Annotated in this window: 27 protein-coding genes; 14 read left to right on the top strand and 13 right to left on the bottom strand. The window is 72.4% G+C overall.

The window, feature by feature from the left end; translation table 11 throughout:
* The first annotated feature begins 7 nt into the window (after nt 1–7).
* From ACTWO6_RS24610 to ACTWO6_RS24600, 3 genes are read left to right on the top strand one after another with little or no spacing between them, the layout of a single operon-like run.
* Nucleotides 8–859 (top strand): ABC transporter permease, encoded by an 852-nt coding sequence (locus ACTWO6_RS24610; protein ID WP_446216152.1) that lies wholly within the window; start codon nt 8–10, stop codon nt 857–859.
* Complete coding sequence (locus ACTWO6_RS24605; RefSeq protein WP_130338595.1) at nt 852–1,655, top strand: ABC transporter permease; 804 nt, start codon at nt 852–854, stop codon at nt 1,653–1,655. The genes ACTWO6_RS24610 and ACTWO6_RS24605 overlap by 8 nt, the downstream gene beginning before the upstream one ends.
* Before the next feature lie 34 nt (nt 1,656–1,689).
* Nucleotides 1,690–2,679, top strand: a complete 990-nt coding sequence (locus ACTWO6_RS24600) for an ABC transporter ATP-binding protein (protein WP_446216151.1) — start codon at nt 1,690–1,692, stop codon at nt 2,677–2,679.
* A gap of 124 nt (nt 2,680–2,803) precedes the next feature.
* On the opposite strand, the gene ACTWO6_RS24595 is transcribed toward ACTWO6_RS24600, so the two are convergent.
* The 3 genes from ACTWO6_RS24595 to nadA form a co-directional block, all read right to left on the bottom strand.
* Complete coding sequence (locus ACTWO6_RS24595; RefSeq protein WP_446216150.1) at nt 2,804–3,451, bottom strand: DUF3043 domain-containing protein; 648 nt, start codon at nt 3,449–3,451, stop codon at nt 2,804–2,806.
* A gap of 36 nt (nt 3,452–3,487) precedes the next feature.
* Complete coding sequence (gene murA / locus ACTWO6_RS24590; RefSeq protein WP_089016017.1) at nt 3,488–4,843, bottom strand: UDP-N-acetylglucosamine 1-carboxyvinyltransferase; 1,356 nt, start codon at nt 4,841–4,843, stop codon at nt 3,488–3,490.
* Nucleotides 4,844–5,059: 216 nt separating this feature from the next.
* Nucleotides 5,060–6,259, bottom strand: coding sequence for a quinolinate synthase NadA (gene nadA, locus ACTWO6_RS24585; protein WP_446216149.1), 1,200 nt, complete (start codon nt 6,257–6,259; stop codon nt 5,060–5,062).
* Nucleotides 6,260–6,327: 68 nt separating this feature from the next.
* Between nadA and ACTWO6_RS24580 the strand changes: the two genes are divergently transcribed.
* From ACTWO6_RS24580 to ACTWO6_RS24565, 4 genes are all read left to right on the top strand, one after another.
* The gene (locus ACTWO6_RS24580; RefSeq protein ID WP_446216148.1) at nt 6,328–7,464 is read left to right on the top strand and encodes a glycerate kinase family protein; all 1,137 of its coding nucleotides are present in this window, start codon (nt 6,328–6,330) and stop codon (nt 7,462–7,464) included.
* Nucleotides 7,465–7,630: 166 nt separating this feature from the next.
* Nucleotides 7,631–7,999, top strand: coding sequence for an iron-sulfur cluster insertion protein ErpA (erpA, locus tag ACTWO6_RS24575; protein ID WP_130338589.1), 369 nt, complete (start codon nt 7,631–7,633; stop codon nt 7,997–7,999).
* A 227-nt stretch (nt 8,000–8,226) separates the two neighbouring features.
* A complete protein-coding gene (locus ACTWO6_RS24570; RefSeq protein WP_446216147.1) occupies nt 8,227–9,204 on the top strand; it encodes a carbohydrate kinase family protein in 978 nt (325 codons plus the stop codon).
* A complete protein-coding gene (locus ACTWO6_RS24565) occupies nt 9,201–9,794 on the top strand; it encodes an AAA family ATPase (protein WP_446216146.1) in 594 nt (197 codons plus the stop codon). The genes ACTWO6_RS24570 and ACTWO6_RS24565 overlap by 4 nt, the downstream gene beginning before the upstream one ends.
* A gap of 4 nt (nt 9,795–9,798) precedes the next feature.
* Here the strand turns inward: ACTWO6_RS24565 and ACTWO6_RS24560 are convergent, their stop codons facing one another.
* Nucleotides 9,799–10,026: a sulfurtransferase TusA family protein gene (locus tag ACTWO6_RS24560; protein ID WP_130338583.1), complete on the bottom strand. Its 228-nt coding sequence runs from the start codon at nt 10,024–10,026 to the stop codon at nt 9,799–9,801.
* Nucleotides 10,023–11,174 carry a cysteine desulfurase family protein gene (locus tag ACTWO6_RS24555; RefSeq protein WP_446216145.1) on the bottom strand — a complete coding sequence of 384 codons (1,152 nt, stop codon included), beginning with the start codon at nt 11,172–11,174 and terminating at the stop codon, nt 10,023–10,025. The genes ACTWO6_RS24560 and ACTWO6_RS24555 overlap by 4 nt, the downstream gene beginning before the upstream one ends.
* Nucleotides 11,175–11,343: 169 nt before the next feature.
* Between ACTWO6_RS24555 and ctaC the strand changes: the two genes are divergently transcribed.
* Both ctaC and ACTWO6_RS24545 read left to right on the top strand, forming a co-directional pair.
* Nucleotides 11,344–12,315, top strand: a complete 972-nt coding sequence (gene ctaC / locus ACTWO6_RS24550; protein WP_446216144.1) for an aa3-type cytochrome oxidase subunit II — start codon at nt 11,344–11,346, stop codon at nt 12,313–12,315.
* Nucleotides 12,316–12,325: 10 nt separating this feature from the next.
* On the top strand, nt 12,326–12,751 hold the full coding sequence (locus tag ACTWO6_RS24545; protein ID WP_446216143.1) for a cytochrome c oxidase subunit 4: 426 nt from the start codon (nt 12,326–12,328) through the stop codon (nt 12,749–12,751).
* A 186-nt stretch (nt 12,752–12,937) separates the two neighbouring features.
* On the opposite strand, the gene ACTWO6_RS24540 is transcribed toward ACTWO6_RS24545, so the two are convergent.
* The 4 genes from ACTWO6_RS24540 to ACTWO6_RS24525 form a co-directional block, all read right to left on the bottom strand.
* Nucleotides 12,938–13,141 (bottom strand): hypothetical protein, encoded by a 204-nt coding sequence (locus ACTWO6_RS24540; RefSeq protein WP_446216142.1) that lies wholly within the window; start codon nt 13,139–13,141, stop codon nt 12,938–12,940.
* Between the two features lie 221 nt (nt 13,142–13,362).
* Nucleotides 13,363–14,409 (bottom strand): anthranilate phosphoribosyltransferase, encoded by a 1,047-nt coding sequence (gene trpD / locus ACTWO6_RS24535; protein ID WP_446216141.1) that lies wholly within the window; start codon nt 14,407–14,409, stop codon nt 13,363–13,365.
* An 85-nt stretch (nt 14,410–14,494) separates the two neighbouring features.
* Nucleotides 14,495–14,893, bottom strand: a complete 399-nt coding sequence (locus ACTWO6_RS24530; protein ID WP_446216140.1) for a hypothetical protein — start codon at nt 14,891–14,893, stop codon at nt 14,495–14,497.
* A gap of 104 nt (nt 14,894–14,997) precedes the next feature.
* On the bottom strand, nt 14,998–15,951 hold the full coding sequence (locus ACTWO6_RS24525; protein ID WP_446216139.1) for a cytochrome c oxidase assembly protein: 954 nt from the start codon (nt 15,949–15,951) through the stop codon (nt 14,998–15,000).
* 108 nt (nt 15,952–16,059) lie between these two features.
* Here ACTWO6_RS24525 and ctaE point away from each other — a divergent pair, with 108 nt between their 5' ends.
* The 5 genes from ctaE (at nt 16,060) to ACTWO6_RS24500 (ending at nt 21,249) form a co-directional block, all read left to right on the top strand.
* Nucleotides 16,060–16,659, top strand: a complete 600-nt coding sequence (gene ctaE / locus ACTWO6_RS24520) for an aa3-type cytochrome oxidase subunit III (protein WP_089013301.1) — start codon at nt 16,060–16,062, stop codon at nt 16,657–16,659.
* A 72-nt stretch (nt 16,660–16,731) separates the two neighbouring features.
* The gene (qcrC, locus tag ACTWO6_RS24515) at nt 16,732–17,568 is read left to right on the top strand and encodes a cytochrome bc1 complex diheme cytochrome c subunit (RefSeq protein ID WP_446216138.1); all 837 of its coding nucleotides are present in this window, start codon (nt 16,732–16,734) and stop codon (nt 17,566–17,568) included.
* Between the two features lie 67 nt (nt 17,569–17,635).
* Nucleotides 17,636–18,724, top strand: coding sequence for a cytochrome bc1 complex Rieske iron-sulfur subunit (gene qcrA, locus ACTWO6_RS24510; protein WP_446216137.1), 1,089 nt, complete (start codon nt 17,636–17,638; stop codon nt 18,722–18,724).
* Nucleotides 18,721–20,349, top strand: coding sequence for a cytochrome bc1 complex cytochrome b subunit (gene qcrB / locus ACTWO6_RS24505; protein WP_446216136.1), 1,629 nt, complete (start codon nt 18,721–18,723; stop codon nt 20,347–20,349). The genes qcrA and qcrB overlap by 4 nt, the downstream gene beginning before the upstream one ends.
* 225 nt (nt 20,350–20,574) lie before the next feature.
* Nucleotides 20,575–21,249, top strand: coding sequence for a DUF4142 domain-containing protein (locus ACTWO6_RS24500; RefSeq protein ID WP_446216135.1), 675 nt, complete (start codon nt 20,575–20,577; stop codon nt 21,247–21,249).
* Between the two features lie 57 nt (nt 21,250–21,306).
* Here the strand turns inward: ACTWO6_RS24500 and ACTWO6_RS24495 are convergent, their stop codons facing one another.
* The 4 genes from ACTWO6_RS24495 to ACTWO6_RS24480 form a co-directional block, all read right to left on the bottom strand.
* Nucleotides 21,307–21,594 (bottom strand): Lrp/AsnC family transcriptional regulator, encoded by a 288-nt coding sequence (locus tag ACTWO6_RS24495; RefSeq protein WP_446216134.1) that lies wholly within the window; start codon nt 21,592–21,594, stop codon nt 21,307–21,309.
* Nucleotides 21,595–21,694: 100 nt separating this feature from the next.
* Nucleotides 21,695–22,522 carry a nucleotidyltransferase family protein gene (locus ACTWO6_RS24490; protein ID WP_446216133.1) on the bottom strand — a complete coding sequence of 276 codons (828 nt, stop codon included), beginning with the start codon at nt 22,520–22,522 and terminating at the stop codon, nt 21,695–21,697.
* Between the two features lie 131 nt (nt 22,523–22,653).
* Entirely contained in the window at nt 22,654–23,193 is a 540-nt protein-coding gene (locus ACTWO6_RS24485; protein ID WP_130338559.1) for an NUDIX hydrolase, read from the bottom strand.
* A gap of 48 nt (nt 23,194–23,241) precedes the next feature.
* Entirely contained in the window at nt 23,242–25,032 is a 1,791-nt protein-coding gene (locus ACTWO6_RS24480; RefSeq protein WP_446220752.1) for a RelA/SpoT family protein, read from the bottom strand.

Below are 25,032 nucleotides of genomic sequence, written 5' to 3'. Positions count from 1 at the left end.
TAGCGGCGTGGGCTCTGTCACCGCCACTGTGGCACCGCCCACGGACTCAAACGTTACCCGATGGTTTCGGACATTTGGCGCGATAGTCGCGTCCGGCTTCCGGCGCCACGCCACCTACCGGCAGGCCGCCGTCGCCGGCGTGGTCACCAACACGGTCTTCGGGTTCCTGCGCTGCTACATCTTCCTCGCCGTGGTCGGCGCGGCCGGCACCGTCGCCGGGTACGACCGGGCGCAGCTCGCCACCTTCGTCTGGGCCGGGCAGGGCCTGCTGGCGGTGATCCTGCTCTGGGGCTGGACCGACCTGGCGGACCGGATCCGGACCGGGGAGATCGCCAGCGACCTGCTCCGCCCGGTGCACCCGGTGACCAGCTACCTCGCCACCGACCTGGGCCGCGCGGGGTTCGCCTCGCTCTCCCGGCTGCTGCCGCCGGTGCTGATCGGCCCGCTCTTCTTCGACGTGTACCTGCCCCGGCGCTGGGCCACCGTGCCGCTCTTCGCGCTCTCCGTGCTGGTCGCCGTGGTGCTCTGCTTCGCCTGCCGGTATCTGGTCAACGCCACCGCGTACTGGCTGCAGGACGTCCGGGGCGCACAGATCCTCTGGACGCTCAGCTCCGGGGTGCTCGCCGGGCTCTACTTCCCGCTGCGCTTCCTGCCCGAGTGGTTCCAGCTCGCGCTCTGGTACGCCACCCCGTTCCCGAGCCTGTTGCAGACCCCGCTCGACGTGCTGGTCGAGCGGGACCCGACCCCGACGCAGTTCGGGCTGGTGGGGCTCCAGGTCGCCTGGGCGGTGCTGATCCTCGCCGCCTGCCGGCTGGTGCAGCGCCGGGCCGAGCGCCGGCTGGTGGTGCAGGGTGGCTGAGCGGCTGGCCGCGTACCGGGCGTTGCTCGGGGCGCAGGCCCGGTCGCAGACCGCGTACCGGACCTCGTTCGTGGTGGACCTGGTCGGGAACGTGGGGGCGACCGTCTTCGACGTGGTCACCGTGCTGGTGCTCTTCGGGGTGACCAGGGAGCTGGGCGGGTTCACGCTGCGCGAGGCGCTGGTCATCGTCGGCATCTCGTCGTTCGCGTTCGCCACCGCCGACCTGCTGGTCGGCAACATCGAGCGGCTGCCCCGGTACGTCCGGACCGGCCTCTTCGACGCCGTGCTGGTCCGCCCGCTGGGTGCGCTGCCCCAGCTGCTGCTGATGGACCTGCCGCTGCGCAAGGTGTCCCGCGCGCTCTTCGGCCTGGCCGTGCTGGTGGTGGCGGTCACCTCGGCCGGGATCGACTGGACGCCGGGCCGGTTGGCGCTGGTCCTGGTCGCCCCGGTCGCCGCGGTGGTCTTCTTCGGCGCGGTCTTCGTGACCACCGCGACGGTGTCGTTCTACTGGATCGACTCCGGCGAGCTGGCCAACTCGGTCACCTACGGCGGGCGCGACTTCACGTCGTACCCGATCACCGTCTACGGCGGCTGGTTCCGGGCGGTCTTCGCGTACGGGATGGGCTTCGCCTTCGTCAGTTACCACCCGGCGCTGGCGCTGCTCGGCCGGGCCGACCCGCTCGGCCTGCCGGCCTGGGTCGGCTGGACCGCGCCCGGCGTCGCGCTCGTCGCCGCCGCGGTCGCGGCCGTGTCCTGGCGCGTCGGGGTCCGTCACTACCGGAGTACGGGGTCATGAGCCAGGTCATCATCGTGCAGTGCGAGGAGTGAGCTTGCGAGCCCCGCAGTCACAAACAGCGGTCATTCTTGCGCGCGGGCTGCGCAAGGAGTTCACCGTCCGGGTGAAGGCCGGTCGACTGCGCCGGGATAAGCGGGTGGTCACCGCCGTCGACGGGGTCGACCTCCGGGTGGAGCGGGGCGAGATGCTCGGCTACATCGGCCCCAACGGCGCCGGCAAGTCGACCACCCTGAAGATGCTCACCGGCGTGCTGATGCCGTCGGCGGGGGAGGTCCGGGTCTGCGGCCTGCGGCCGGTGGCCGAGCGGACCCGGCTGGCGCTGCGCATCGGGGTGGTCTTCGGCCAGCGCTCGCAGCTCTGGTGGGACCTGCCGCTGCGCGACTCGTTCGACCTGCTGCGGTACATCTACCGGGTGCCGGCGGCCGAGCACGCGGCCCGGCTGCGTCGCTGTCGCGACCTGCTCGACCTCGACGAGTTCCTGGACACCCCGGTCCGGCAGCTCTCCCTGGGCCAGCGGATGCGGGGCGAGCTGACCGCGGCTCTGCTGCACGGCCCGGAGGTGCTCTTCCTGGACGAGCCGACCATCGGGCTGGACGTGGTGAGCAAGCAGGCCGTCCGGGGCTTCCTGGGGGAGCTGGGCCGGGCCGGCGACACCACCCTGGTGCTCACCACCCATGACCTGGCCGACATCGAGCGGCTCTGCCGCCGCCTGGTGGTGATCGACCATGGCCGGGTGGTGCACGACGGCTCCATCGCCGCCCTGCACAGCCGGTACGGCTCCCGCCGGCTGGTCGTCGCCGAGCTGGACACCGCCCTCGCCGCGCCGCCGACGCTGCCGGGTGCCCCGCTGGACCGGGTGGAGGCGGACGGCCATCGGCTGGTCTTCGCCCTGGAGTCGGCGAGCGTCGCCGAGGTGGTCGCCGGGCTCGCCGGCCTGGCGACGTTGCGCGACATCTCGATCGTCGAGCCGGACATCGAGGAGGTCGTCGCCCGCCTCTACCGGGCTCCGGCGGTCACCGGCTGATCCGCCCTTGTCCTGGTGGTGGTCGCCGCGGCCGGCACCACCGCGCTGCTGCGCCTGGTCGGGGTGCCATGACGAGGCCCCTCCCCGCGGCGGGCGGGAAGGGGCCGGTCGGAGCGGGTCCGGGTCAGACCTTGTCGCCGATGTTGACCCGCGGCTCGGGGGCGCGCATCCGGCGGAAGGTGATCGACCGCATGATCGCGTACAGGTAGAGCGAGCCCAGCTTCTGGTCGCTCTTCGGGAACCGCTCCCGCATCAGCTTCTTGATCTTGCGGGAGATCAGGACCGAGTCGACCAGCACGCCGAGCGCCAGCGCGCCCCACAGCACGTTGGAGATCAACCGGACGATCTGCGGCATGGCCTGGTTGGAGCCGACCAGCACGATCAGCGCGCCACCGAAGAACCAGGTGCCGACCGTACGCCGGGAGTCGACCACGTTGCGGGCGAGCAGCCTCTCCGGCCCCCGGTCCCGGGGGCCGCCCTCGCGACGGAATTCGGTGGCCGCCTCGGCGCGGACCGCCCGGCGCTGCTCCCGGACCTCCTCCTTGGTCAGCGGCCGGCTCGGCGCGCTGAGCCGCCGGCCGGCGACCGGCCGCTTCGGCGTGAGCTGGCCCAGCTCCTTCTTGCTCGGGGTGTAGCCCCGGGGGCGGGCGGCGGCGGACGCCTCGTCGGTCGTCACCGGGGTGACGGACTCATCGACGAGGTCGGCGGGCTTGCGACGAAACAGCGACGGCACGTGGTGAAGAGTAGCCAAACAGCCGCGCCCGGTGCACATCGCGGGTGCACCGGGCGCGGGAAGAGCGGTGTGACGTTACGGACGCTCGACGTGCGCGCCCAGGTCGGCCAGCTTCTTCTCGAAGTCCTCGTAGCCCCGGTTGATCAGGTCGACGCCGTACACCCGGGAGGTGCCCTCGGCGGCGAGTGCCGCGATCAGGTGGCTGAAACCGGCCCGCAGGTCCGGGATGACCAGGTCGGCGGCGTGCAGCTTGCTCGGCCCGGCGATCACCGCCGAGTGCTTGAAGTTGCGCCGGCCGAAACGGCACGGGGTGCCGCCCAGGCAGTCCCGGTAGACCTGGATGTTGGCGCCCATCGTGTTCAGCGCCTCGGTGTAGCCCAGCCGCTGCTCGTAGACCGTCTCGTGGACGATCGACAGGCCCCGGGCCTGGGTCAGCGCCACCACGAGGGGCTGCTGCCAGTCGGTCATGAAGCCGGGGTGCACGTCGGTCTCCAGCGCCACGGCGTTCAGCTCGCCGCCCGGGTGCCAGAACCGGATGCCGCCCTCCTGGCCCGGGTCGCCCAGCTTCGGCGGCCGGGCGTCGGTGACCTCGTACTCGCCGCCGACCGAGCGGAAGACGTTCAGGAAGGTCATCATGTCGGCCTGCTGCGCGCCCAGCACCTCGACGTCCCCGCGGGTGGCCAGCGCGGCCGCCGCCCAGCTCGCCGCCTCGATCCGGTCCGGGATCGGCCGGTGGGTGTAGCCGTGCAGCTTCTTGACGCCCTGGATCTCGATCACCCGGTCGGTGTGCACCTTGATGATCGCGCCCATCTTCTGCAGGATGCAGATCAGGTCGATGATCTCCGGCTCCACCGCGGCGTTGCGCAGTTCGGTGACGCCCTCGGCCATCACCGCGGTCAACAGCACCTGCTCGGTGGCGCCGACGCTCGGGTACGGCAGGGCGAACTTGGTGCCGTGCAGCCCGTTCGGCGCCGACAGGTGCATCCCCTCGGGGGTCTTGTCGACGGTCGCGCCGAACTCGCGCAGCGCCTGGATGTGGAAGTCGATCGGGCGGGGGCCGATGTGGCAGCCGCCCAGGTCGGGGATGAAGGCGTGGCCGAGCCGGTGCAGCAGCGGGCCGCAGAACAGGATCGGGATCCGGCTGGACCCCGCGTGCACGTTGATCTGGTCGGTGCTGGCGCTCTCGACGTTCGAGGGGTCGAGGATGAGCTCGCCGTCCTCCTCGCCGTCGCTCACCTTCACCCCGTGCAGGTCGAGCAGGCCGCGGACCACCTCGACGTCCCGGATCCGCGGCACGTCGAACAACCGGCTGGGCGAGTCGGCCAGCAGGGCCGCGACCATCGCCTTGGAAACGAGGTTCTTCGCGCCGCGCACGCGGATCCGCCCTTCGAGCGGAGTGCCTCCGTGTACGACCAGGACGTCGTCGGTCAACGCAACCTCCAGCGCGTTGGTGCTGCCGTGTAGAGATGGTTGGGGTCCACGATCTGCATCGCTACCCGAAACGCGGCCGGGTGAAAACGGCCGGCATGTGTTGTCGCCCCGGCAGCATAGCCCTCCGTGACGAAAATGGAATCGGTCACATCGCCAGCCAGGGCACGAACCGGGGTTTCCGACGCGTTTCCGTACCAACGATGTGACCGGGCGTGATCAAACGGCGGTGGCCGGCGGGGTGTCCGCCCCGGGAAGGGCGAGCATCTGGTCCAGGGCCACCCGGGCGTGGTGCGCGGTCTCCGGGTCCACGGTGATCTGGTTGACCACCCGACCGGCGACCAGCTCCTCCAGCGCCCAGACCAGGTGCGGCAGGTCGATCCGGTTCATCGTCGAGCAGTAGCAGACCGCCTTGTCCAGGAACATGATCTGCTTGTCCGGGTGGGCCAGCGCCAGCCGGCGGACCAGGTTCAGCTCGGTGCCGACCGCCCAGGCCGAGCCGGCCGGGGCCGCCTCGATGGTCTTGATGATGTACTCCGTGGAGCCCACGTGGTCGGCGGCGGTGACCACCTCGTGCCGGCACTCCGGGTGGACCAGCACGTTCACCCCCGGCACCCGCTCGCGGACGTCGTTGACGCTGTCCAGGGTGAAGCGGCCGTGCACCGAGCAGTGCCCGCGCCACAGGATCATCTTCGCGTCGCGCAGCTGCTCCGGGGTGAGCCCGCCGTTCGGCTTGTGCGGGTCGTAGAGCACGCAGTCGTCCAGCGAGAAGCCCATCTCCAGCACCGCCGTGTTGCGGCCCAGGTGCTGGTCGGGCAGGAAGAGCACCTTCGACCCCTGCTCGAACGCCCAGTCCAGCGCCCGCTTGGCGTTCGACGAGGTGCAGACCACGCCGCCGTTGCGCCCGACGAAGCCCTTGATGTCGGCCGAGGAGTTCATGTAGGTCACCGGGACGGTGTCCTGCGCGATGCCCAGCTCGGTCAGCACGTCCCAGGCGGTCTCGACCTGCGACAGCACCGCCATGTCGGCCATCGAACAGCCGGCGGCCAGGTCGGGCAGGATCACCTTCTGCGCGTCCGAGGTGAGGATGTCCGCGCTCTCGGCCATGAAGTGCACGCCGCAGAAGACGATGTACTCCGCGTCGGGCCGGGCCGCCGCCTCGCGGGCCAGCTTGAACGAGTCGCCGGTCACGTCGGCGAACTGGATCACCTCGTCGCGCTGGTAGTGGTGACCCAGCACGAACACCTTCGTGCCGAGCGCGGCCTTGGCCGCCGCCGCCCGGGCCACCAGGTCCGGGTCGCTCGGCGCGGGGAGGTCACCCGGACACTCCACGCCACGCTCGGTGGCGGGGTCGCTGCCGCGGCCGAGGAGCAGCAGCGCAGTGGCGGTGTTGGAGGGCTCAACCCAGGTCGAAGTCACGACTCCCATGGTCCCACAGCGTGGCCGCCGCGCAGCCGTCCCAGGTGTGGGCTGCCACACTGCTGGGCATGCGCGTGCTGCTCTGCCCGGACAAGTTCGCCGGCACGCTGCCGGCCCAGGAGGTGGCCGCCGCGGTGGCCGAGGGCTGGCGGGAGGTGGCCGCCGGCGACGACCTGCTGATCAGGCCCCTCGCCGACGGCGGGCCCGGCTTCGTCGCCGTCCTCGCCGAGGCGCTCGGCGGGCGGCGGCTGCCGGTGCCGACCGTCGACCCGCTCGGCCGGCCCGCCGCCGGTGAGATCCTGCTCACCGACGACGGCGTGGCCTACCTGGAGAGCGCCCAGGCGTGCGGGCTGCACCTGCTCACCGCCGCCGAGCGCGACCCGAAGGCCACCACCTCGTACGGGCTGGGGCTGCTGGTGGCCGCCGCCGTCGAGGCCGGGGCCCGGACCGTGGTGGTCGGCCTGGGTGGCTCCGCCACCAACGACGGGGGCGCCGGCATGCTCACCACGCTCGGCGTCACCCCCCTCGACCAGGCCGGCCACGCCCTGCCGTACGGGGGAGCGGCGCTCGCCGCGGTGGCCGCGCTGGACGGCGCGCCCCGGTTGCGCGGGGTCGACCTGGTCGCCGCCACCGACGTGGACAACCCGCTGCTCGGGCTGCACGGCGCCAGCAACGTCTACGGCCCGCAGAAGGGCGCCACCAGGGCGGACGTGCTGCTCCTCGATGCCGCCCTGGAACGCTGGGCGGCCGTGCTGGAACGCGAGCTGCCCGGCTGCCCGGCCGGCTTCGGCGCGCTGCCCGGCGCCGGCGCGGCCGGTGGGCTGGGCGCGGCGATCCTGGCGCTGGGCGGCCGGTGCGAGTCCGGCATCGGCCTGGTCACCCGGGCCATCGGGCTGGACGCCGCGCTCGACCGCGCCGACCTGGTGATCACCGGGGAGGGCTCCTTCGACCACCAGTCGCTGCGCGGCAAGGTGGTGGCCGGGGTGGCCGGGGCCGCCCGGGACCGCGGCGTGCCCTGCGTGGTGCTGGCGGGGCGGGTCAGCACCGGCCGCCGGGAGGCCGCCGCGGCCGGGATCACCGAGGCGTACAGCCTGGTGGAGCACTTCGGCGGCGAGGAACGCGGCGGGCTGGAGGCGGCGATGGGGCGGCCCGCCGAGGGGCTGCGCGCGCTCGGCGCCCGGCTGGCCCGGCAGTGGAGCCGCTGAGCGGGGCGTTGGCCTGCGGCGCGGCTCACGCGAGACGGACCACGCCACCGGAGGTGACTCCCGCCGGGGCGGCGTACGATCGGGTCTGGACCACACCGGGAATCACTGGGCGACGCGCGACGTTGGCCAGTGCGTCCGGACCCATACCGCGCAGGGAGATTTCCACGTGACCACGCCAGCGCAGACCGAGTCGACCGAGGCCAAGGCCCCTACTTCCGTCGTCCTCACCGACGTCGCGGCGCAGAAGGTCAAGGCCCTGATCGAGCAGGAGGGCCGCGACGACCTGCGGCTCCGGGTCGCGGTGCAGCCGGGCGGCTGCTCCGGCCTGCGGTACCAGCTCTTCTTCGACGAGCGGTCGCTCGACGGTGACGTCGTCACCGACTTCGGCGGTGTCGAGGTCGTCGTCGACCGGATGAGCGCCCCCTACCTGGCCGGCGCGACGATCGACTTCGCCGACCGGATCGACGCCCAGGGCTTCACCATCGACAACCCGAACGCCGGCAGCTCCTGCGCCTGCGGCGACTCGTTCAGCTGAGTCGACGTCGCGCCGAGCCGGCCGGCCCGTACCGGGCCGGCGGGTGATGTGACGAAACGGCGGGACCGCCCTCCCCGGGTGGTCCCGCCGTTTCTTCGCGCCTCCGGGTGTCCGGGCGGTGACGTCCGGGTATGCGTGGGTCGACCGGTTCTCGACCGACCCGCGACCGGCGTGCCGACCGGGCCGGTAGGCTGACCGGCGCCGTGCTGCCGACCCCGAGGGCTGACATGAAGATCGCCGTGACCGGCTCGATCGCGACCGACCACCTGATGAGCTTCCCCGGTCGCTTCGCCGACCAGCTCCTCGCCGACCAGCTGGACAAGGTCTCGCTGTCCTTCCTCGTCGACGAGCTGGTGCTCCGGCGCGGCGGCACCGCCGCCAACATCGCGTTCGGCATGGCCCAGCTCGGGCTCAGCCCGGTGCTGCTCGGCGCGGTCGGCGCGGACTTCGCCGACTACCGCTCCTGGCTGGAGCGGCACGGGGTCGACTGCGACTCGGTGCACGTCAGCGAGGTGGCCCACACCGCCCGCTTCGTCTGCACCACGGACACCGACATGTGCCAGATCGCCTCCTTCTACGCGGGGGCGATGAGCGAGGCGCGCAACATCGAGCTGGCCCCGGTGGCGGCCCGGCTCGGCGGCCTCGACCTGGTCCTGGTCAGCGCCAACGACCCGGCCGCGATGATCCGGCACTCGGGGGAGTGCCGGGAGCGCGGCTACGCCTTCGTGGCGGACCCGTCCCAGCAGCTCGCCCGGATGGACGGCGCGGACGTCATCGGCCTGATCGACGGCGCCGACTACCTGATGACCAACGAGTACGAGAAGTCGCTGCTGCAGAGCAAGGCCGGCCTGACCGACGAGCAGCTGCTGGAGCGGGTCAAGGTCCGGGTCACCACGCTCGGCAAGCAGGGCGTGGAGATCGCCGGGCGCGACTTCGGCACCATCCACGTGCCGATCGCCCGGGAGATCCAGGCGGTCGACCCGACCGGCGTCGGCGACGGCTTCCGGGCCGGCTTCTTCGCCGCCCTCAACTGGGGGGTCAGCCTGGAGCGGGCGGCCCAGGTCGGCTGCCTGCTCGCCACCCTGGTGCTCGAGAACTTCGGCGGCCAGGAGTACGAGGTCCGCCGCGACCTGTTCGTGAAGCGCCTCGCCGAGTCGTACGGTGACGCGGCCGCCGAGGACATCCGGCCGCACCTGCTCCCGTGACCTCCGCCGTACCCGACCCCGGGCACCCCGGCGTCTCCGGCGGGGTGGATCCGGGCGCCGTCCGCCCCGGCGCGGCCGCCGCCGCCGGCCCGGTCCTGGTGGCGTTCGCCGGTCTGCCCGGGGTGGGCAAGAGCACGCTGGCCGTCCGGGTCGGCGCGGCGCTGCGCGCCCCGGTCCTGCCGGTGGACCCGGTCGAGCGGGCCATGGCCCGCTACGGCCTGGTCGGCGACGTGCCCGGAATGGCCGCGTACGGCGCGGTCGCCGGTCTCGCCGAGGTGCAGCTCGGGCTGGGGTTGAGCGTGGTGGTCGACGCGGTCAACCCGGTGGCCAGCGCCCGGGGCCTCTGGCACGACCTGGCCGAGCGGGCCGGGGTGCCGCTGCGGGTGGTCGAGGTGCACTGCGGCGACGTGGCGGAGCACCGCCGCCGGGTCGAGGCGCGGCTGCCCGCCGAGCCGGACCAGCACCTGCCCACCTGGGAGCAGACCCTGCTCCGCCGCGCCGAGTACGCGCCGATCATCGGCCCCCGCCTGGTGGTCGACACCGCGGTCGACATCGACCCCCTCCCCGCCATCCTCAGCTATCTCGCATGACCCGTCACCGGCTCCGCCGGACGTCGTAGCTGGACCCGCCCGTTACGGCGCCGAGGAACTCCTGCCCCCGCATGCGGCACCAGGCGGGGATGTCGACCGCCGCGGCGGGGTCGTCGGCGAGGACGCGGAGCACCGCGCCGACCGGCAGCTCGGGCAGGCGGCGGGCCAGGGCGATCACCGGCAGGGGGCAGCGCTGGCCACGGCAGTCGAGGACCTCGTCCGGCTCGCTCACAGCCCCACCACCCCGGCCTCCGCGCGCAGGTCGGCGACGATGCCGGGCAGTTCGGCGAGGAACCGCTCGACGTCCGCCTCGGTGGTCTCCCGGTGCAGCGACACCCGGACGTTGCCGTGCGAGAGCACCCCCATCGCCTCCAGCACGTGCGACGGCCGCAGCGTCGACGAGGTGCACGACGAGCCGGAGGAGACGGCGAAGCCACGCCGGTCCAGCGCGTGCAGCAGCGCCTCGCCGTCCACGTACAGGCAGGAGAAGGTCACCAGGTGGGGGAGCCGGTCGACCGGGTCGCCGACCACCTCCACGTCCGGCACCTCGGCCGCCACCCGGGTCCGGATCCGGTCCACCAGCGGCGCCAGCCGGGTCGCCTCGGCCGCCGCGTCGGCCGCCGCCGCGCGCAGGCTCGCCGCCGCCGCCACCACCGCGGGCAGGTTCAGCACCCCCGGGGTACGCCCCGACTCCCGCTCGTCGGCCGGGAACGGCGACTCCCACCGGGTGCCCTTGCGGACCACCAGCAGCCCGACGCCGGGCGGCCCGCCCCACTTGTGCGCGCTGGCGCTGAGCACCGACCAGCCGGCCGGCACCGGCGCCCGGCCGACCAGTTGCGCGGCGTCGACGTGGAGCGGCACCCCGGCGTCGGCGCACGCGGCGGCCGCCGCCGGCACCGGCTGGACGGTGCCCACCTCGTGGCTGGCGCCGATCAGCGCGGCGAGCGCCACCCCGGGCGCCCGGACCGCCGCCGACCAGGCGTCCAGGTCGAGCCGACCCGCCCGGTCCACCGGCACCGGCACGGCCGTCCCGCCGGCGGCGACGTGCCGCTCGGCGGCGTGCAGCACGGCCGAGTGCTCGATCGCGGAGTGCACCAGGGCCGCCCCGACCCGGCGCCGGCCGGCCAGCCCGCCGAGCACGGCGGCGTGCGCCGCCGTCGTACCGCTGGGGGTGAAGGAGAGCTCGTCGGCGCGGACGCCGAGCGTGTGCGCGGTGGCCTCGCGGGCGGCGTCGAGCAGCTGGCGGGCCCGGCGGGCCTGGCTGTACAGCTTGCCGGGGTCGGCCCAGCCGTCCTCCAACGCCGCCAGCAACGCCTGCCGGGCGACCGGGTGCAGCGGCGCGGCGGTGGCCGCGTCCAGGTAGACCGGGGATGCGCTCACAAACGTCCACGCTATCGCGTCGGTATGCCCAAGATCCCCCGATGGGGGCGGACAGTGACCCCAAGACGGTCAGGCCCGTCATGGTCGAGTAATCTGCGACCGTCGGTGACGCCTTTGCCGTCGGTGTTGAGGAAACAACCACCGCGGCGCGCTAGGGAGGCAGGACCAGGTGGTCGCAAGGAGTTCGGAGGTACGGCCGACGGCCGTACGGCACAGCGCTTCCCCAGGAGCCGGTGGGCGCCGGCGGCGTGGTGCTGGTCGACTCGCCGGGCTCGGTCTCGGCGGAGCGGCGCTGCTGGTTCTGCTCACCGGCTGCAACGTCGGCAAGACGTTCGGCGGCTTCGGCTGGCCGGAGGGCGGCATCAGCCCCGAGTCGCACCGGATGTACGACCTGTGGATCGCGTCCTGCATCGCGGCGCTCGCGGTCGGCGTCTTCGTCTGGGGTCTCATCTTCTGGTGCGTGATCCGCTACCGGAAGCGCGGCAACGACCTGCCGGTGCAGACCCGCTACAACATGCCGATGGAGTTCCTCTACACCATCGCGCCGATCCTGATCGTCTCCGTGCTCTTCTACTACACGGCGATCGTGCAGACCGACGTGGACCGGACGACGAAGAACCCCGACGTCACCGTCGAGGTCGTCGCCTTCAAGTGGAACTGGCAGTTCAACTACCGCGACGGCCAGGGCCGCGACGCCAACACCGTCGCCTCGGTCCTCGGCACCAGCGAGGTCATCCCGGTGCTGGTCCTGCCGAGCGGCAAGTCGATCCGGTTCGAGGAGCAGAGCCGCGACGTCATCCACTCCTTCTGGGTGCCCGAGCTGCTGTTCAAGCGGGACGTCATGCCGGGCAACATCCGCAACGTCTTCGAGGTCTCCAGCCTCGACCAGGAGGGCGCGTACGTCGGTCGCTGCGCCGAGCTGTGCGGCAGCTACCACGCCTTCATGAACTTCGAGCTGCGGGTCGTCTCGCCGGAGAAGTACGAGCAGTTCCTGGCGGCCAAGAAGGCCGGGAAGTCGACCCAGGAGGCGCTCAAGGCGATCGGCGAGCCCGAGTACGCCACGAAGACCGAGCCGTTCAACACCCGGCGCGACAAGAGCAACTTCAACCCGGACAGCGCTCCGGTCGGCGCGGGAAGCTGAGGGATCCGGCATGAAGACCGAGTGGAAAATCTTCCTGATCATCGCGACCTTCCTCTTCGGCGTCGCGATCCTCTACGGCGCCTGGACGTACGGCGAGGGCGGCCGGGTCGAGTGGATCGGCACGGTGGCGCTGCTGCTGTCCTTCCTGCTCTGCTCGATGTGCGGCGGCTTCTTCTGGTTCGTCTCCCGCCGCATCGACCTGCGCCCCGAGGACCGGCCGGACGCCGAGATCGCCGACGGCGCGGGCGAGATCGGCTTCTTCAGCCCGGGCAGCTACTGGCCGTTCGGGCTGGCGCTGGCCGCCGCGATCGCCGGTCTGGGGCTGGTCTTCTGGCAGTTCTGGCTGCTGGGCCTGGGCCTGGTGACGGTCATCTTCGCCGCCTGCGGCCTGCTTTTCGAGTACTACAGCGGCACCCGCCGCACCGCCGAGCACTGAGCTGACGGCTTCCCCGAAAGGCCCGCGTCCTCCGGACGCGGGCCTTTCGCCTTTGCCGTCCACCCGCGACGTCGGCCTGCCTCGCCCCAGCTCCGCGACGTGGCGGCCTCGGGCAACTCCGTACACCGCCAGGTCGGCGATGTGGTGGGCGAGCCAGGGCCGGGCCAGGGCCGGCGGGGGCGTGGGTCAGGCCGCGCGGCGGTGGGTCGAGACCCGGCGGCGGCTGTCCAGGCGCGGGGCGCGGAAGGTGAACGTGGCGATCAGCACGGCCGTGCCGCAGCCGGTGCAGGCCAGCTCGGGGCAGTCGGCCCCGTGGCCGTCGACGCAGGATGGGGCCTCGAACGGCTGAACGCCCTCGCAGGTGTCGCAGTAGAGCTCGCGGTCCGACACGGGCGTCTCCTCTCGCTCCGGTGACCGCCGACGGGCAGGGCCGCCATCGGCGGAAAACGGAAAATTACTCCCGTGTAGTTTGGCACGCGGGTCCGACACTTCCGTTTCGGACCCGGCCGACGACACTCCTGTCCCGGACCCGGCCGGCCCGCTCCGGACAGGAGCGCCGGTCGAGCCCCTCCCGGGTGGCGCCGATCCCCGACGGCGTGGGGCAGCGGCGGTCAGAGCGCGCGGGCGACCTCGAGCCAGCGGTCGAGCGCGCCGGCGGCGGCGCCGGAGTCGATGGACTCCGCGGCCGTGGCCATCCCGGCCCGCAGCGCCTCGATCAGGTCCCCGTCCAGCGGCCCCTGGGTGGCCAGCGCCGCCGCGGCGTTCACCAGCACGGCGTCGCGGACCGGGCCGGTCTCGCCGGCCAGCAGCCGCCGGGCCACCCCGGCGTTGTACGCCGCGTCCCCGCCCCGCAGATCCGCCAGGGTGGCCCGGGGTACCCCGAGGTCAGCGGCGTCCAGCAGCGCCTCTCTCACGGTGCCCTGCTGGGCCACCCAGACCCGGGTGGGCGCGGCGGTGGTGAACTCGTCCAGCCCGTCCTCGCCGCGCATCACGATCACGGAGTCGCCCCGCTCGGCGAAGACGGCCGCCATCACCGGCGCCATCCGCAGGTCGAAGCAGCCGACCGCGCCGGCCCGGGGCCGGGCCGGGTTGGTCAGCGGGCCGAGGAAGTTGAACGCGGTGGGCACGCCGATCTCCCGGCGGACCGGGCCGGCGTGCCGCATCCCGGGGTGGAACCGGGCCGCGAAGCAGAAGCCGATGCCCGCCTCGTCGACGCACCGGGCGACCTGCTCGGGGGTCAGGTCCAGCGGAACGCCGAGGTACTCCAGCAGGTCGGCGGTGCCGCAGGAGGACGAGGCGGCGCGGTTGCCGTGCTTGACCACGCGGACGCCGGCGCCGGCCACCACGAGCGCGGTCATGGTGGAGATGTTGACCGTGTGCGCGAGGTCACCGCCGGTGCCGACCACGTCCAGGGCGGTCCGGCGCAGCTCCTCGGGGAGCACCACCTCGACGGAGCGGCCGAGCATCGCCTCCACCAGGCCGGCCAGCTCGGCCGGGGTCTCGCCCTTCGCCCGCAGCGCCACGGCGAAGCCGGCGACCTGGGCCGGGCTGGCCGCACCCGTCATGATCTCGTCCATCGCCCAGGCGGTGTCGGCGGTGGTGAGCTCCTCGCCGCGCAGCAGCGCGTTGAGCAGCAGCGGCCAGGTCCGTTCGCCCATGGCGGGCCTCCCGAGCGGGCATGGAGATGCGGGTGAGGAACGACGCCGGCGCGACGGCCGCGATGCCGTGGCGCCGAGGGGTGGCTCAGGCCGCGGCGTGCGTGCGCCGCAGCAGCTCGGCGACGGTGGTGCCGGTGGTCACCGGGTCGAGCGGGTGCACCAGCGTCGCGTCGACCTCGGCGTACGCGGCGAGCCAGCGGTCGGCCGCCCGGGCGATCACCACGCAGGTCGGCGGGGCGTCGTCCCGGTCGTCCTTGATCTGTCGGGCGATGCCGATGCCGCCGCCCGGGGTGGCCTCGCCGTCGAGCAGGAGCAGGTCGATCTCGTACTCGTCGACCAGCCGGACGCACCCGGCGTAGTCGGCGGCCTCGACGAACTCGATCTGGAGTCCCGGCGCGGGCCGGGTGCCGACGGCCAGCCGCATCCGGTCGCGGACCTCGGGGTCGTCGCTGTAGAGCAGGACGGTGCAAAGACGATCGCTCATCGCTGGCATGGCTCCCACCTCGTAGCTGCCCGCTGATCGTAGCGGGCGTCACATCGGGCCGGACGGCCCGCCCTGGCCGGCCGGTGGGCGTACGCCCGCGACGGTCAGGCGGGCGACTCGGCGGCGCGTTGCAGGGCCTCCTGGCGGTCCAGCTCGCGGTCCACCCGGCGGGCCTCCCGCTCGGACTGCTTCACCCACTGCACGACCAGCACGGCCAGCATGGTGACGCTGACGAACTCGCCGCCGGCCCAGAGCACCCCGCCGGCCACCACCTGGTCGTTCCACGGGTTCGACCAGCTCAGGTGCAGCGACGGGTACCAGTCGCCGCCGAAGAGGGTGGTGCTCTGCATGATGGTGAGCCCGAGCACGGTGTGGAACGGCACGGAGAGCAGCATCAGCAGCGCCCGGGCCGGGTACGGCCACCGCCCGGGCAGCGGGTCCAGCCCGAGCAGCGGCCAGAAGAAGACGCAGCCGGTCATGATGAAGTGCGCGTGCACCAGCTCGTGCGCCCACTCGTGCTGCAGGGTGTAGCGGTACAGGTCGGTGAAGTAGAGCACGAACGGGTTCGCCACGAAGATGGCGAACGCCACCAGCGGGAAGCTGTAGACCTTGGCGATCCGGCTGTGCACGATCGCCAGCAGCCGCTTGCGCGGGCGGAGCGACAGGGTGCGCAGGGCGAGCGTCACCGGCGCGCCGAGGGCCAGGAAGATCGGCGCCACCATCGACAGCACCATGTGCTGGACCATGTGCACCGACAGCAGCGCGGTGTCGTACGCCTCGAGCCCGCTGGCGGTGACGAGCGCGATGCTGCCCAGGCCGGGGCCGAGGAAGGCGACCGTCCGGATCACCGGCCAGCGGTGGCCGCGCAGCCGCAGGCGGTACACGCCGTAGAGGTAGAGCCCGGCGACGACGACCAGCCCGAGGGCGAGCCAGCTGTCCAGTCGGGTCTCGGTGAAAACCCGGGCGACGGTGAAGGGTGGCGGGACGGCTTCGCCCCCCGCCGCGAGGGTCGACGGGGCGACCGAGGTGGCGGCGAAGATCGGATCGACGTGCAGCACGCTTTTCAGGGTAGGTCAGGCGAACCGGACCACCCCGATCGGGCCACGGATGGCGCAGGTTTGCCACCCCGCTGATCGCCGGTCCCGGTCAAGGGCAATAATGACCGCGTGACTGCGGCCCCAGCCATTGACAAGAGCCGGATCCACTCCCTGACCCGACCCAACATGGTCAGCGTCGGGACGATCGTGTGGCTCTCCAGTGAACTCATGTTCTTCGCGGCGCTGTTCGCGATGTACTTCTCCATCCGCGCGGCAGCGCCGGAGCAGTGGGAGAAGCACACCGAGATCCTCAACATCCCCTACGCGACCACCTTCACGGTGATCCTGGTGTTGTCCTCGGTGACCTGCCAGCTCGGTGTCTTCGCCGCGGAGAAGGGTGACGTCCACGCGCTGCGGCGCTGGTTCACGATCACCTTCGTGATGGGTCTGATCTTCGTGCTCGGCCAGGCGAACGAGTACCGCAACCTGGTCCACGAGGGCGTGAAGATCAACGTAGACGGTTACGGGTCGATGTTCTACCTGACCACCGGCTTCCACGGTCTGCACGTGACCGGCGGTCTGATCGCCTTCATCATCTTCATGATCCGCACCACCATGGGCCGGTTCACCCCGGCGCAGGCCACGTCGGCGATCGTCGTGTCGTACTACTGGCACTTCGTCGACGTCGTGTGGATCGGCCTCTACGCCATGATCTACTGGCTCCAGTGATCTTGGCGCGTCACGAACCGCGCCGCTGCTCCGTCCCCTGAGACAAGGTCCAACCGGTTAAGGACACAGGTCATGACTTCTGACAACGACCGCCGACGCGGTCTGCTCGCGCGCCTGCGCGGGCGGCCCGCAGCGCGCAGCAGGGGCCGCCGCCGGCTGGGCGCCGCGGTCCGGCTGATCGCCGCGCTGACGCTGGCCGGCGGCGCCTACACCGTCTTCGCCCCCGGCGTGCAGGCGCAGGAAAACCCGCCGCTGAGCGCCGCCGCCGGCGAGGGCAAGGCGCTGTTCGACGTGAGCTGTGTGACCTGTCACGGTCGCAACGCCCAGGGTGTCGAGGGACGCGGGCCGAGCCTGATCGGAGTCGGCTCGGCCTCGGTCGAGTTCCAGGTCGGCAGCGGTCGGATGCCGATGGCCCGGCAGGAAGCCCAGGCCGTGCGGAAGCCCCCGCAGTTCACCGACGAGCAGGTGCGCCAGCTCGGCCAGTACATCCAGGAGCTCGGCGGCGGCCCGCAGGTCCCCGCGGGCAACAACCTCCACGCGGGTGCCAACCTGTCGACCGGTGGTGAGCTGTTCCGGATCAACTGCTCGCAGTGCCACGCCTTCGGCGGTGGCGGCGGCGCCCTCTCCTCGGGCAAGTACGCCCCGAGCCTGAAGCCCGCCAGCGACCGGCAGATCTACGCCGCCATGCTGAGCGGCCCGCAGAACATGCCGGTGTTCGGCGACAACCAGCTGCGGCCGGAGCAGAAGGCGGACATCATCGCCTACATCCAGGAGACCCTGAAGCACGACCAGGACCAGGGTGGCTTCAACCTCGGCCGGTACGGGCCGTCCACCGAGGGCCTGGCGGCCTTCCTGATCGGCATCGTCGCGCTGGTCTTCGCGAGCCTGTGGATTGCGGGCAAGTCGTGACCGAGCGGATCATTGGTTTCAGTGCTGCGGTGCCGGGCTCCGGCACCGCCCGGAGCGAGGTGACGGCATGAGCACCCACACCGAGCACCAGGCCCCGCAGGGCCGGGAGCCGCTCGACGTGAACGACCCCCGGCTCTCCCGGTTCGACATCGTCGAGGAGGGCGCCCGGCGGGACGACATCGAGATCGTCCACTACGAGCCGCAGGTCATCCCCGGCACCAAGGCCGAGCGCCGGCTGACCCGGCTGGTCGCCGGGATGTTCCTGCTGACCGGCCTGGCCGCGACCGCCTTCCTGGTCATCTACATCTGGTGGCCGTGGAAGTACGAGGCCGGCCGCGGCGGGGACAAGTACTACACCCCGCTGCTCGGCCTCACCCTGGGCGTCGCGCTCCTCGGCATCGGCTTCGGCATCCTCACCTGGGGCAAGAAGCTGCTGCCCAAGGAGGTCTCGATCCAGGACCGGCACGACCAGCCCGGCTCGCCGGAGGAGCGCAAGATCACCGGCGAGACCATGCTCTACCTCGCCGACGAGATGGGTGTCCGGCGTCGTCCGCTGCTCGGCATCTCGCTGCTCGCCGGCCTCGCGCCGGTCGGCGCGATCGTCGCGGCCCCGCTGGTCGGTGGCCTGATCTCCCAGCCGCACAAGAACAACCAGATGTTCACCACCGGCTTCGCGCCGGCCGAGGGCGGCGAGAAGATCCGGCTGGTCACCCAGGACGGCCGGCCGATCCGCCCGGCGGACATCAGCGCGGGCGGCCAGATCACCGCCTTCCCCGGCATCGAGCACGGTGTGAGCAACAAGCACGCCGACTCGCCGACCCTGCTGATCCACATGCGGGAGGAAGACGCGCAGCAGTCCCGGGCGAACAACGCGCGGGTCGGCCACGGCGACTACATGTGGGGCAACTACGCGGCGTTCTCCAAGATCTGCACGCACGCCGGCTGCCCGGCCAGCCTCTACGAGCAGCAGACCAACCGGCTGCTCTGCCCGTGCCACCAGTCGCAGTTCCTCATCACCGACAACGCCCGGCCGGTCTTCGGCCCGGCCAGCCGGCGGCTGCCGCAGCTGCCGATCGAGGTGGACGAGGAGGGCTTCTTCGTGGCGAAGTCCGACTACACCGAGACCATCGGTCCCGACTTCTGGGAGCGGCCATGAAGCGCCGAAAGTTTGACGTAGCAGCGGTGCCGGGCAAGACCGCCGGGGCGGTGGACGACCGCTTCCAGGTCGCCACTCCGCTGCGCAAGCTGCTCAACAAGGTCTTCCCGGACCACTGGTCCTTCCTGCTCGGCGAGATCGCGCTCTTCTCGTTCATCGTCCTGCTGTTGACCGGTGTCTTCCTGACCTTCTTCTTCGAGCCGGCGATGACCGAGGTCGTCTACAACGGCAGCTACGCCCCGCTGCGGGGCACGCCGATGTCCGCCGCGTACGCCTCCAGTCTGAACCTGTCGTTCGACGTCCGGGGCGGTCTGATCATGCGGCAGATGCACCACTGGGCGGCGCTGCTGTTCATGGCCGCGATCGTGGTGCACATGCTGCGGGTCTTCTTCACCGGCGCGTTCCGCAAGCCGCGGGAGACGAACTGGATCATCGGCTCGCTGCTGTTCTGGGTCGGCTTCCTGGCCGGCTTCACCGGCTACTCGCTGCCGGACGACGGCCTCTCCGGCACCGGTCTGCGGATCGCCTCCGGCATCATGCTGTCGATCCCGGTGATCGGCTCCTGGGTCACCTCGTCGATCTTCGGCGGCGAGTTCCCCGGCGCGATCCTCATCAGCCGGGCTTTCATCGCCCATGTGCTGCTCATCCCGGGTCTGCTGGTCGCCCTGATCACCGTCCACCTGGGCCTGGTCTTCAAGCAGAAGCACACCCAGTGGCCCGGCCCCGGCCGGACCAACGAGAACGTGGTCGGCGAGCGGATGTTCCCGCGCTACGCGCTCAAGCAGGGCGGCTTCTTCATGGTCGTCTTCGGCGTGATCGCGCTGATGGGTGGCCTCTTCCAGATCAACCCGATCTGGTACTTCGGCCCGTACGAGGCGTGGGTGGTGTCGGCCGCCAGCCAGCCCGACTGGTACGTCATGTTCCTCGACGGCTCGACCCGCCTCATGCCGGCCTGGCAGATCAACATCCCGATCGGCGACGGGTACGTCATCCCGCCGATCTTCTGGCCGACGGTGGTGCTGCCCGGCATCCTGGTCGGGATCTCCCTGCTCTACCCGTTCCTGGAGGCGCGGCAGCTCAAGGACTACAAGCACCACAACCTGCTCCAGCGCCCCCGGGACGTGCCGGCCCGGACCGCCGCGGGCTCGATGGCCGTGGCCTTCTGGCTGGTGCTGACCCTCTCCGGCGCCAACGACGTCATCGCGGACAAGTTCCACATCAGCCTGAACGCGATGACCTGGGCGGGCCGGGTCGGGCTGCTGATCGTCCCGCCGCTGGCCTACTACTTCACGTACCGGATCTGCCTCGGTCTCCAGCAGCACGACCGGGAGGTGCTGGCCCACGGCGTGGAGACCGGCATCATCAAGCGGCTGCCGGACGGCCGGTTCGTCGAGGTCCACCAGCCGCTCACCGCGGTCGACGGCCACGACGGGCACGGCGAGCTGGACTACGTCGGCTGGGTCGTGCCGAAGAAGATGAACCGGCTCGGTGCCCTCGGCCCGGCGATCCGGGGCTTCTTCTACCCGATCGAGAGGCCGGCCGAGGCGCCGGTCTCGCCGGGGCACCCGCCGGTCGAGGCTCGACCGGAGCGGGAGGAGATCGGCAGCGGCGAGAGCCGTCGCTGACCCGTCCGACACACCCGACCGTGGCGCCCGCCGGATCTCCGGCGGGCGCCACGTCCGTCTCCGGGCACCGGAGACCGCAGTGCCCGATCCGTCCCCCCACGCGCCGTCCGAGACGGTCGCTCCGCCTTCGGCGGACGTCCGTCCCCGCCCACGGACGGGTGGAATCGCAGGAATAACCCCGGTCAGCCGGGTATCCGTGCGGTCCAACGAAAAAGGGGGGGAAACATGTTGGGTATCAAACGCCTCGGAGTGCTGGCCGCCGTGGTGGTGGTCGGGCTGGCGCCCGCCGCGGCGGCGCAGGCCGCGGCACAGCCGTCCACGCAGGACACCCAGTACCTGCAGGCGTTGCACCAGGTGAACCTGGCGGAAATCGTCACCGGCAACCTGGCGCAGCAGAAGGGCCGGAACCAGCAGGTCAAGGACCTCGGCAAGCAGTTCGTGACGGACCACACCCAGCTGGACCAGACGGTGCAGAGCACCGCGCAGCAGCTGAACGTGAACTTGCCGTCCGAGCCCACCGCCGACCAGCAGAAGGTGATCGACCGGCTCAACAACCTCAGCGGCGCCGAGTTCGACAAGGCGTGGGTGACCGCCGAGCTGGCCGGCCACATCCAGGCCATCCAGGCCACCCAGACCGAGATCTCGCAGGGTTCCGAGCAGTCGGTGGTTCAGCTGGCCCAGGACGCCCTGCCGGTCCTCCAGGCGCACGTCGACGCGCTGACGGCCCTGGCCCAGACCCTGGGCGTTCCGGTCCCGCAGACCAGCGCCAGCGGCACGCCCAGCCCGGGCGGCAGCGGGACGCCGGGTCCGGGTGGCACCGAGTCCCCGACTCCGGGCGGCACCACCACCGAGTCGCCGGGCCCGGGCACCACTGAGACGCCGGCTCCGAGCATCAGCTGACGTCGCACGGCCGATGGTGGCCGGTCCACCCTCCGGGGCGGGCCGGCCGCCGCGCGTTCAGTCGGCGCTGGCCAGCCCGATCGCGAACGCCTCCTCCAGGTCGTGCTGCGAGTACGCCCGGAACGCGATGTGCGACTCGGTGTTGAGCACACCGGGGACCTTGGAGATGCTGCCGGCGATCACCTGGGCGATCTGCTCGAACTCGCGGACCCGGACCATGGCGATCAGGTCGACGTGGCCGGCCACCGAGTAGACCTCGCTGACGCCGGGGAGGTTGGCCAGGGCCTCGGCCACCTCGGGGATGGAGTCGGTGGCGCAGTCGATCAGCACGATCGCGGTGATCACGGGACACTTCTCCGTTCGTCGACGTCGTCGCCCATGCTAGAGGGTCGCCCGGCCGCGGCGTCCCGGGCTGGTGGATCCGGCTACCGCCGCGTGGATCCGGCTACCGCCGCGCCCCCGGCACCGTCAGGCCGAGGCCCGCCCGGATCGCGTCGGTGAGCTGCTCGTCCGCGCCGACCGTGGCGCCGGGCCACACGACGGCCCGGGTGGCGGCGCCGAGGACGACCGCCCCCGCGCCGACCACGGTCCGTTCCACCCGTCCGGTCACCGTCGCGGTCGGGTGGACCAGGCTGCCCCCGCCGGCCGCGTGCAGGTTCGCCGCGAGGTAGTCGGCCGGGGTCCCGGTGTCGTAGAAGGTGCCCCGGTACGGCACCACCGCCAGCGCGCCGGCCGCCTCCGCCGGCCGCCAGACCGCCCGAACCAGGTCGCCGAAGGTGGGCGGGAGGTCGCGGACCAGGCGCCAGGGCAGCAGCGAGAAACCGACGAAGCGGTGGCCGCTGAAGGTCCCGGGCGCCGCCGGGTCGTCGGCCGGCTGACCGAGCAGCCGTACGCTCCGCCCGTCCCAGCCGTCCAGCAGCGCGGCGATGTCCGGCCCGGGTGGGGCCTGCGGGTCGGCCAGGTACGCGTCGGCGTTGCCGACCAGCACGCCCCGGCCGGCGATCCAGTCCCGCAGGTTGCCCAGCGCGCCGGCGGTGCCGAGCGGGTCGCCCGGCTCGACCGACAGGTGGGCCCGCGCCCCGACGTGCTCGACCACCTGGCCGCCCAGGTAGCAGGCGTTCACCGCGACCCGCTCCGGGCCGGCGAGACCGAGCCCGGCCAGCCGGGCGAGGGCCCGGTCCAGCAGCGGCACGTTCCCGACCGGGCAGAGCGCCTTGGGCAGCCGCTCGGTCAGCGGTCGCAGCCGGGTGCCCTCGCCCGCGGCGAGCACCACGGCGCAGACCTCGACCGCCGCCCGCCACCCGGGATCCGACCCGCCCGGGCCGGCCGGTCCGGGCCGTCCGGGGGCGCCGGGCGGGCGGGTGCGGTCAGTCGGGGCGGGACCGTCGGCCGGTCCGGCGCCGGTCACGCCCCCGGCGGGGCGGCGGGCGGGACCTGTCCCGCCCGGGGCCCGATGCCGTAGTAGCCGAGCAGGTTGGCGGTGGCCCGGCTCAGCCGGGGCAGGTCGTCCAGCGGGTGCCAGGCCGCCTCGAAGACCTCGGCGCCGTCCACCACCAGCTCGGCGGTCGACGCCGGGACATCCAGCTCGAAGACCACGTCCACCCAGCCCTTGGCGTGCACCACGGCGTTCGGCACGGCCGGGCGGAGCCGGTCCGGGGTGACCCGGATGCCGGACTCCTCGAACAGTTCCCGGGCGGCGCCGACCACCGGCGCCTCGCCGCGCTGCAGCAGCCCCGCCGGCAGCGTCCAGCTGTGACCGGGCGGCTGGCGCAGCAGCAGCAGCCGGCCCGAGCCCTCCGCGTCGGCGTCCCGGACCAGGGTGACCGCGCCGACGATGTACTTCGGCACGGCCAGCCGGACCAGCCGGCGGCGTAGCGGGACGGGAAGCCGGTAGAAGACCTGGTAGCCGAGGGCCCGTCCGGTGGCACGCGCGCGGGGGATCATGCCTCCAGGCTAGTGGCCGCCCGGTCCGGTCACGCGAGGGGCGTTCGGCTACTGCCGGTGGTCGACAAGGTCGATCAGTTGCCGGACCACCGCGTCCGGCTCGACCGCCCGGTCGAAGACCGCCACCAGCAGGGTCTCCAGGTCGGGATAGCCGAGTTCTTCCGACAGCCGTAGCAGCGGCAGGTCGCTGGCCAGCCCCCGGTTGTGCTGGCGCAGCGCCAGGCCGATGGTGGCGCGGCCGAGGCGTACCTTGTCGGCGATCGAGATGCCCGGCTCGGTGTGCTCGGCGAACCAGCGGTTGATCTGCATCTGGGCCTGCGGCGACTTGACGAAGCCGAGCCACTCCCGGCGCGGCCCGCGGGGCGCGGCGTCGGCCTCGAAGCCGCTCTCCGCGTCGGACTCGGTGAAGATCTCCACCACCTCGCCCTCCTTCAGTTCGGAGGAGAGCGGCGCCAGCCGGCCGTTGATGCGCGCCGCCAGGCAGTGGTCGCCCCGTTCGGTGCCCAGCTCGTACGCCAGGTCGACCGGTGTCGCGCCGGCGGGGAGGACGACCTGCCGGCCGTCGGCGACCACCTGGATCTGCGCCTCGGCCAGGTCGCAGCGCAGCGACTCGAGGAACTGCGCCGGGTCGACGGCCTCCTGCTCCCAGTCCAGCACCCGGCGCAGCCAGGCCAGCTCGTTCGCCCGGTCGGCCGCCCGCTCGGTGGCGCGCGGGAAGCGGTAGTGGGCGGCGATGCCGTACTCGGCGGCGCGGTGCATCTCCTCGGTCCGGATCAGCACCTCGACCGTGCGGTCCTGCGGGCCCCGGATGCTGGTGTGCAGCGACCGGTAGAGGTTGTTCTTCGGCGAGGCGATGAAGTCCTTGAAGCGGCCGGGCACCGGGCGCCACAGCCCGTGCACCGCGCCGAGCGCGGCGTAGCAGTCGGTGGCCGGGCCCGCCACCACGATCGAGATGCGGGGCAGGTCGAAGGGGGCGGCGTGGCCGCCGGCCACGGTGTCCTTCCAGATCGAGTGGAAGTGCCGGGGGCGCGGGGCGACCTCGGCGTCCACCCGGCTGCGGCGCAGCGCCACCCGCGTCTTCGTCACCACGTCGTCGAGGTACGCGTCCCAGCCCGGCCGGTCGTGCACGTGCCGGGCGATCCGGGCGTGCTCGTCGGGCTCCAGGTGCAGCAGCACCACGTCGTCCAGCTCGCGCTTGAGGGTCTGGATGCCCAGCCGGTCGCAGAGCGGGATCAGCACCTCCTGGGTCTTGCGGGCGATGCGCTCCCGGGAGGCGGCGGACCGGACGCCGAGCGTGCGCATGTTGTGCAGCCGGTCGGCGAGCTTGATGATCAGCACCCGGACGTCCTTGCCGGCCGCGATGATCATCTTGCGGACGGTCTCCGCCTCGGCGGCCTTGCCGTAGAACGCCTTGTCGAACTTGGTCACCCCGTCGACCAGGTGGGCCACCTCCCGGCCGAAGTCCTCCGCCAGGGCCTGGAGCGTGTAGCGGGTGTCCTCCACGGTGTCGTGCAGCAGCGCGGCGACCAGGGTGATGGTGTCCATCCCCAGGTCGGCGCAGATCTGGGCGACCGCGAGGGGGTGGGTGATGTACGGCTCGCCGCTCTTGCGGAACTGGCCGCGGTGCATGTTCTCCGCGATGGTGTAGGCGCGGCGCAGCACCGAGGAGTCGGCGCTGGCGTGGATGTTCCGGTGGGCGCGGATCAGCGCGTTGACCGGGTCGGTGTCGTTGGTGGGCCAGGTGAGCAGGGAGCGCAGCCGGCGGGTGAGCGGCAGCTCACCGGGCTGGGTCGGAAGGGCGCCGCCCAGGGCGGCGCCGTGCCCGGCGTCGACGTCCAC

This window comes from Micromonospora sp. IBHARD004, from assembly GCF_052814115.1.
This window is presented reverse-complemented; position numbering and strand designations above follow the sequence as displayed.

Coding starts and splice junctions, on each gene's coding strand:
- qcrA (WP_446216137.1), top strand. CDS start 17,636: ATGAGCACCCACACCGAGCACCAGGCCCCGCAGGGCCGGGAGCCGCTC.
- ACTWO6_RS24530 (WP_446216140.1), bottom strand. CDS start 14,893: ATGAGCGATCGTCTTTGCACCGTCCTGCTCTACAGCGACGACCCCGAG.
- ACTWO6_RS24545 (WP_446216143.1), top strand. CDS start 12,326: ATGAAGACCGAGTGGAAAATCTTCCTGATCATCGCGACCTTCCTCTTC.
- ACTWO6_RS24570 (WP_446216147.1), top strand. CDS start 8,227: ATGAAGATCGCCGTGACCGGCTCGATCGCGACCGACCACCTGATGAGC.
- ACTWO6_RS24485 (WP_130338559.1), bottom strand. CDS start 23,193: ATGATCCCCCGCGCGCGTGCCACCGGACGGGCCCTCGGCTACCAGGTC.
- ACTWO6_RS24500 (WP_446216135.1), top strand. CDS start 20,575: ATGTTGGGTATCAAACGCCTCGGAGTGCTGGCCGCCGTGGTGGTGGTC.
- ACTWO6_RS24595 (WP_446216150.1), bottom strand. CDS start 3,451: ATGTGCACCGGGCGCGGCTGTTTGGCTACTCTTCACCACGTGCCGTCG.
- trpD (WP_446216141.1), bottom strand. CDS start 14,409: ATGGGCGAACGGACCTGGCCGCTGCTGCTCAACGCGCTGCTGCGCGGC.
- qcrB (WP_446216136.1), top strand. CDS start 18,721: ATGAAGCGCCGAAAGTTTGACGTAGCAGCGGTGCCGGGCAAGACCGCC.
- ACTWO6_RS24580 (WP_446216148.1), top strand. CDS start 6,328: ATGCGCGTGCTGCTCTGCCCGGACAAGTTCGCCGGCACGCTGCCGGCC.
- qcrC (WP_446216138.1), top strand. CDS start 16,732: ATGACTTCTGACAACGACCGCCGACGCGGTCTGCTCGCGCGCCTGCGC.